We start from the raw sequence: 4,799 nt of genomic DNA on the forward strand, positions 1-4,799 counted from the left end.
ACGCGGGAGACCAGTGCATCCACCACCGTTCGGGATGCGCCAGTTGACCAGGATTGGGTACAAGACTCACTCCTGCTCACTGACTAGGAACGGTAAGAGCCTGCCCCTGCACGATGGCGCCCGCTGCCTCCCCCCGGAGTACAGGCGCCTGACCCCGCCCGGGGCCACTCAATTCAGCGGCCCGTCAGACTAGGGTGTCACGGGTGGCGGCCGATGGTTTCATGATCACTACCCTTGTGGAGACCTGCGCACACTGCCGTCACGCTTCGATCACCACCGGGCACACTGGTGCCGCGACCACCGCCGCGGACGTTCATGTCACCAGCGCCTTCTATACCAGCAACCGCGTGGTCGAGGGCGACAAGTTCTGGATGAAGGCGGTTTTGGCCAACGGCAGCGCCTCCTGGTGACATCCTGATCCGGTGCCAGAACTCATCAGCCCGTCCCGCGCGATCGTGCAGAGCGGAAGCGCCGACGTCGTCGTGGAGTACGGCTACTACAACGTTTGGGCGGGAGGCGAGCGCAGCGGCGCTGATACGCCCAGCCGGGACGGGCTGCTGTTCGGCGAGGCCGGCTGACTGGCGGTCATCTGCGGCAGCGACTTCGTCCCCGTGCCCTGCCGGGTCGAGGTCCTCAAGCGGATGCCGCCGGCCGTCGACCGCGGCTGGGACATGGTCGGCGAGTACGACCTCGACATCCAGCAAAGGGTCCTGACGGTCATGGGAAGCCAGGGGGATCACCCCCATCTGACCCTGAGCAGCGCCCGCGGCCTCCACCGGGTCCGGGTGCATGTGCGCAACCGGGACCAGGGCCTGCGGATCACCGACGTGGGGCAGCTGGTGGACATCTCCCCCGTGAACCCGGAGGAGCACCTGATCCAGCTGTGGCCCGCCAGCCATGCCCGCCCGGCCGAGGTGCTCCTGGGGCCCGACGGGTACGCGGTCTCCTACCTCTCAGGTTCCGCCTGACCGTGCCGTGGCGAGAGGAAGAGGAAGGCCGATCGGTCGATTACGTTGCCGACGATCACCGCGTACATCCAGGACGAACTCTCCGGAGGAGAGCTCAACGGTCGCTGAACCACTGGTACTTCCAGTGCCTGGGCACACTGGACACGTGAGCACCGCACGAACCGGGCGTGACGGCCGCCCCCTGGTCCCTACCGACCAGGCCGCCTACTCATTCGGTATGCGGCCCAAGCAGTTCCGTGACTGGGCGCGCCGCCGCAAACTCACCCCGGCCGGCTCGCGCCCCAACCCACAGAGCATGGAACGACGGACTCTTCTTTGTGCGCCCATCGGACGAGGAGGACGCTCTGCACTCTGCGGTTGCCGCTCCACGCGTACGCCCCGTATTCGAGACCGCAAGGAAGTTCACGCCCGTGTGTCGTCAGAACGTGTGGAACTCCTCGAAGGGCGGCTCGAACGACGGGTCAGGTAAGCGAAAGGCCGTGCAGCGAGTCACTGGTTCGACCTGAGGACCGGCGGAAACCGTCGTCGGAGCTTCGCCGGGGAAGGCGTCTGGAAGCACCGTCCATCCCAGGTTCCTCTCGTAGTAGCGCACGGCAGTTCGCACAGACGGGGCCCAGGCGTCATCGACGATGATCAGCCCGCCGGGCCGAACGACCTTGCGCAGGAAGTAGAGATCGACGAAAACTTCATGGAACCGGTGACTGCCGTCCACGAAGGCCGCATCCACAGCGAGACCTTCCGTGAGGAGTTGCGGAAGCGCGATCGACGAAGGAACGAGCATGAGCGACGCGATCGAGTCCAGCCCCGCGGAGCGCAGCAGGTCCCAGCCGGCATTGGACCAGTCACGTTCTTGAAACGGGTCGATGATGACGTGCCGAGCGCGCGGTGGGTTCACCGTGACCAGCGCCTCACCGATCGCGAGCGCGGAACTGGCATAAGCAAGACCGATCTCGACAAGCGTCTGCGCACCCTCGGAGATCAGGAGGTCACGCAACTGGTCGCATTCACGTTCGGGCATCGTGATCGTCTCGAAGTCCGCCTCGCCGTCCCGCGTTCGTGGCGGCCCCTCCTGCGCGAGCCTACGGCGTACTTCACGGACCCGCTTCCTGCGCTCATCCGTTTCCATCGTGTTGACCACGCATCCACGCTACGAGCACTTCGGTCGAAGGGGGAGGGACCGACACAGGCTTCCCGGTGACGGGTTCCTCTGGCGGTGGCCGCTCGCGTTCTCGGAACCGGTCCCCAGTGCATTTCGAGGTCGACCGGCTTCGGTGACTTCAGGCGCGACAGCAGTAGTACCGGCGCGGCGGCCTCGCGCCGCTCCACACATCACTCCCGGCCTCCCCGGACGCGCCTTCGTAGCCCCGCCATGGATGGGTGCCGTTGAGCAGTCGAAGTCACCGCGCCGCAGGTGACCGCAAGGGCCACCGTGACTCGCCTCCCCCACCGCCCTGCTCTGCCCCAGCCAGATCGGCTCTACGATCAACCAGATGCACGCGAAGCGCAGCTGAAGGGGAGCAGCATGATTTCCGAGCCGGAGATGGCAGGAGAGATCGGCGCGGCTGAAACACCCGAGATAGTCAGCGACCTCGACCGGAGGCCTACCGGCCCACGTGGGTCGCGAAGCCCCTGGCTGTGGGCACTGGGGGGAATGGTGGCAGCATCGGCCCTCTGGGCGGCAGCGGTGTTCCACTTCGGGCTGGGCACTCCGAGGCCGGACGCACGGGGGTACCACCTCGACCACGACCCTTGCCCGTCCGTGCAGCTGGCGTCGATCGAGGCAGCCATCGCACCGAGAGACTCGGCCAGCCTGACCGATTCGGGACTGCTGAGGGATCCCGCCCTCGACCAGGTCCAGTGCTTCGTCTCTCTTCAATCCGAAACCACTGCCAAGCAGTCCAAGCCAGGCTGGTTCCTCTACTACACCGTCGGCATCACGGTGGAACAGCACAAGAAGGCTGACCCCGGGGCCGAGTTCGAGGCGCGGCGACGGGTGACCGATCTCGGGGTCGTTCCCGAAGACAGTGTCAAGGCCGTCACGCACCTCGGCGACAAGGCCTACTTGGTCACCCGGTCTCTCGGCGACACCGAGTTGCGGGTCGTGGACGGCGGAACGGTCCTCTCCCTCAGTCTCTCCGCCGTTCCCCACTATGAAGGCGAGGGCACGGGCGACCAGATCGGTGACGGACCGGACACCCCTGATCTGTCCTCGTACCAGCCGGCCATGATCAGCGACATGCGTGACCTCATGGCCAGCCTCAAGCGATAAGGGCTCCCAACAGAAACTGTCGACTCTGCGACTGTCGGCCCGCTTGCTTCTTGATCTTGCCGTAGGAGGAGGGAGTCACCGCGTGATCGTCTCGGACGAACTGCAGTCGCTCATTGGGCCGTTGTCACCCGGGTCGGGTCCGAAGCTGTGGGATGGCTATGGCCATGGGTGCCGGGCAGGCAGGCGCTGTGCGGGGATCCTGTCCGTGCTGCACACGCGGATCCAGCTTCATGGCTTCCGACGACTGCGAGTCAGCTGGGGACGACGCGAGACGTCCATGAGGCCTTCCTCGGCATCGCCACCTGCCTGATCACCCACGGCCACGTCCAACCCCTTGGCCAGACCTCGAAGGCGTGACGGGACAGCCCTCGGGTCAGGTTTGTGTGCGAGACCGCATTGTCAGCACGACCGTCTATCTTCGCCGCATGACACAGACAGATCCTGCTGACTTCCGTCGTGAATGGGCCCGACTTGAGGCGTGGCTTGAGACGCACTCGCCCGCCGACCTGGCGACACTGCGCGGACCTGCCGACCGCGGACAGCTCGCCGAGCTTGAAGCACGACTGGGATTCCCACTGCACCCAGAGCTGAGGACGCTGTTGGACCTGCACGACGGAGCCGCTGCTCCCTCAGCCTTCCCCGGGATGAGTGCAGCAGCTCTGCATGCCGGGGCCTTCCTTCCGCTGGGCCATCGGATGAGCTGTGTGGACGACATCCTCGAGGAATACGACATACTCGTGGACGTCGGCGAGGACAACATCGACGCCGACCTCTGGGATGAAGAAGCCCTGGCGGTGAATCTGCATCGATGCGTGCCTTTCGCGCTGCCCAACGATGGTGGCGTGGCCTTTGTCGATCATCGACCCGGCCCTTCGTACGGGCATGTCTATGAGATGGGCATCGGATCGGGAGATCTGGAGGGGACGCTCTGGGCAACCACCCTCACCGAGTTCTTCCGCGCGCTGGCTGATGCTCTGGAAACGAGCACTCCTTTCCTGAATCACTGGCCCACACCCTACGATGACGGGTCGGGCCACCGTTGCCTCGATTGGGAAATCCGTTCCTGAGCGTGAAGTCGGGGCGTTCTCCTGACAGTTGGCTCTTGGTGGCGATAGCCCTTGGCGTGTGAGGTACGCGCAGGGCGGCGGGCTGACCGGCGCCGAGAGGGCCGCGCGGAAGTGGATCTGGCCGCAGACCCCAACGCCTTCGACCTGGCCTCACCCGGACCGGACGCCAAGGCGGCGCCGTACAGCAAGGGCCCCCTCAGGCGCCCGTAGGTCGCGTTGCACTGGAGGAGAATGTCGTCATGGCACCTACCTCTCCCGCGTCGCGGCTCGTGGCTGGGGCCGCCAGGGCCCGGCTGTGCCCCCTTGGACTTCGCCGGCGTGGCCAGTCTCGCCTTTGGCTGGACGACCATGGTTGGTGGCTGGGGCTTGTCGAGTTTCCTTCGCCCAGCTGGAGCCAGGGCAGTGAGTGGTGTGCATCGTGAAGTGGCAGGTCACGGGCCTGGTGTGATTCTGTGCGCGGGTGCTCGTGCTGGTCGCGCGGGGCAGTCTGCCGTG

General features: G+C 65.8%; 6 protein-coding genes. 5 read left to right on the top strand and 1 reads right to left on the bottom strand.

What is annotated here, in order from left to right; all coding sequences use genetic code 11:
- The first annotated feature begins 221 nt into the window (after positions 1 to 221).
- From ACWDA7_RS50475 to ACWDA7_RS50485, 3 genes are read left to right on the top strand one after another with little or no spacing between them, the layout of a single operon-like run.
- A complete protein-coding gene (locus ACWDA7_RS50475; protein WP_450614639.1) occupies positions 222 to 410 on the top strand; it encodes a hypothetical protein in 189 nt (62 codons plus the stop codon).
- 12 nt (positions 411 to 422) lie between these two features.
- The gene (locus tag ACWDA7_RS50480) at positions 423 to 578 is read left to right on the top strand and encodes a hypothetical protein (RefSeq protein ID WP_450614640.1); all 156 of its coding nucleotides are present in this window, start codon (positions 423 to 425) and stop codon (positions 576 to 578) included.
- Between the two features lie 33 nt (positions 579 to 611).
- Positions 612 to 968 carry a hypothetical protein gene (locus ACWDA7_RS50485; protein ID WP_450614642.1) on the top strand — a complete coding sequence of 119 codons (357 nt, stop codon included), beginning with the start codon at positions 612 to 614 and terminating at the stop codon, positions 966 to 968.
- Between the two features lie 418 nt (positions 969 to 1,386).
- On the opposite strand, the gene ACWDA7_RS50490 is transcribed toward ACWDA7_RS50485, so the two are convergent.
- Positions 1,387 to 2,106, bottom strand: coding sequence for a class I SAM-dependent methyltransferase (locus ACWDA7_RS50490; RefSeq protein ID WP_450614644.1), 720 nt, complete (start codon positions 2,104 to 2,106; stop codon positions 1,387 to 1,389).
- Positions 2,107 to 2,619: 513 nt separating this feature from the next.
- Here ACWDA7_RS50490 and ACWDA7_RS50495 point away from each other — a divergent pair.
- Positions 2,620 to 3,237 carry a hypothetical protein gene (locus ACWDA7_RS50495; RefSeq protein WP_450614646.1) on the top strand — a complete coding sequence of 206 codons (618 nt, stop codon included), beginning with the start codon at positions 2,620 to 2,622 and terminating at the stop codon, positions 3,235 to 3,237.
- 425 nt (positions 3,238 to 3,662) lie between these two features.
- Positions 3,663 to 4,304, top strand: coding sequence for an SMI1/KNR4 family protein (locus ACWDA7_RS50500; RefSeq protein WP_450614648.1), 642 nt, complete (start codon positions 3,663 to 3,665; stop codon positions 4,302 to 4,304).
- Positions 4,305 to 4,799: the final 495 nt, after the last annotated feature.

Source organism: Streptomyces sp. NPDC001156, assembly GCF_053598275.1.

Excerpts from the sequence above, each read along its gene's own strand:
- ACWDA7_RS50500 (WP_450614648.1), top strand. The coding sequence starts at position 3,663 with ATGACACAGACAGATCCTGCTGACTTCCGTCGTGAATGGGCCCGACTT.
- ACWDA7_RS50475 (WP_450614639.1), top strand. The coding sequence starts at position 222 with ATGATCACTACCCTTGTGGAGACCTGCGCACACTGCCGTCACGCTTCG.
- ACWDA7_RS50495 (WP_450614646.1), top strand. The coding sequence starts at position 2,620 with ATGGTGGCAGCATCGGCCCTCTGGGCGGCAGCGGTGTTCCACTTCGGG.